The sequence below is a fragment of the Leuconostoc sp. genome (assembly GCF_965300815.1).
Map to the genome: position 1 here is coordinate 1 of NZ_CBDKZH010000167.1, position 1,971 is coordinate 1,971.

Consider the following 1,971-nt stretch of genomic DNA (forward strand, 5'->3'; position numbering starts at 1 on the left):
CTTCGGTGATACTTTTATTTTGTAAGTAATCGTGATTTTTTTCACTTAATAAAAAATTAATGCCGATTTGTCATAATAAAAGTTTACAAATGCGCGAAAAAAAGGTACAATTTATTTGTAAAATAATTCACATGGAAAAGGAGTATGCTTAACATGAAAGCAGCAGTTGTACGTGAAAATCCAGATGGATATGTTGATTTGATTGAAGATTGGGAACCAAAGCCATTAGCCTTTGGTGAAGCATTAGTTGATATTGAATATGTTGGCCTTTGCCACACTGATTTGCATGTGGCGAATGCTGATTTTGGTAATCCAAATGAACTTGGACAACGTAATGGTAAGTTCCGTCGTGTTATCGGTCACGAAGGTGTTGGTCGTGTGTCAAAGTTGGCTGAAGGTGCCAGTGATTACCTCAAGATTGGTGATCGTGTTTCAATCGCTTGGTTCTTTGACGCCTGCGGTGTGTGTGACTACTGTGTGACAGGTAACGAAACATTCTGCCGTAAGGTACGCAACTCAGGTTACACAATTGATGGTGCGATGTCACAACAAGCTGTTGTGAACGCCAAGTACGCCGTTAAGGTGCCAGAAGGTTTGGACCCAGTACAAGCAACATCAATTACATGTGCCGGTGTGACAATGTATAAGTCATTGAAGGTCGGTGAAACAAAGCCAGGACAATGGGTATCAGTTCATGGTGCTGGTGGTTTGGGTAACTTGGCCGTTCAATATGCCCACAATGTCTTTGGTGCACATGTTGCTGTTATTGATGGTAACGATGACAAGTTGGCTGCCGCACAAGAAAACGGTGCTGAAGTATTGATCAACCGTAAGAAGGTTGATGATGTCGCAGCTGAAGTTCAAAAGGCTACTGGTGGTGTGCACAATGCGCAAGTGACAGCCGTTAACGCCGCTGCCTTTGATCAAGCCGTTGATTCACTACGTCCAATGGGTAAGTTAGTGGCGGTTGCTTTGCCACAAGGTGACATGGCTTTGAACATTGCCAAGACAGTCTTGGATGGTATTGAAGTACGTGGTTCATTGGTTGGTACACGTGCCGACTTGAAGGAAGCCTTCCAATTTGGTGCCGAAGGTAAGGTTAAGCCAATCGTTGAAAAGGTTGCCTTTGCCGACATGAACGAAGTGATTGATGAAATGAAGGCTGGTAAGATTACTGGTCGTAAAGTATTCGACTTCACAGTATTATAATCAAAAAAATCGTCCACACTTGGACGATTTTTTTTATATGTGTTAAGCAGCGTGTCGTTGTCTTGGACATAGCAGTTTTTGTATGCCTGTGTTAGAATTGGGTAACAAATGTATTGGAGGAAACGACCTCTTTTCTGATGAAAGATAGGTCAGTAATAAAGCATGCCATACTTTACACAACAACTTTTTAGCGGCCAGCGTGATCGTATTTTGCGTGTTGTTGATACCGCTAGTGCGGATCAAGCAACGGCTGGTTTTATCCACTTGTTCGACGAACGTCGTGTTTATGATTTTGACTATGCGACAGAAATAACGGAGGGCCGCATCACGCAAGCAGAGTTTGACGTTGAAGGCGAAGCTAATAATACGTTTAGTGTTAACTTCATGCCAATCGTGAACGATGATGACGAAATTCCAGGCGAATTATTTGAAGAATGGGCCGCCCTAATCGGGCGCGAATACGCCTTGATGCCACACGTGCACATCAATATGTATCAACAAGCCTTGAAGCCGGAAATTGAACAAATTGATGAACCGACATTTGAAGCGCGTTTGTTAGAATTAATCACGCGTATTTTAGGCTCATCAATGGTCGGCTTTACTGAGAAGTCGCTCACATTATTCCCAAGTTATTTAGTGCAAGAACAGCAAGCGGAACAAGTCCCACAAGGACCAACAACCCAAATTATCTTGCCAGACTAAACTAAGAAATAAATTGACATAAAATAAGAATTATCTTAAAATAACAATATGTTAATAAAG

Annotated in this window: 2 protein-coding genes; both read left to right on the top strand. The window is 42.0% G+C overall.

Annotated features, from left to right (window positions below; genetic code table 11):
• The first annotated feature begins 153 nt into the window (after positions 1–153).
• Positions 154–1,209 carry an alcohol dehydrogenase AdhP gene (gene adhP / locus ACW12G_RS07715; protein ID WP_029510101.1) on the top strand — a complete coding sequence of 352 codons (1,056 nt, stop codon included), beginning with the start codon at positions 154–156 and terminating at the stop codon, positions 1,207–1,209.
• A gap of 162 nt (positions 1,210–1,371) precedes the next feature.
• On the top strand, positions 1,372–1,911 hold the full coding sequence (locus tag ACW12G_RS07720; RefSeq protein WP_048700335.1) for a hypothetical protein: 540 nt from the start codon (positions 1,372–1,374) through the stop codon (positions 1,909–1,911).
• The last annotated feature ends 60 nt before the right edge of the window (positions 1,912–1,971 follow it).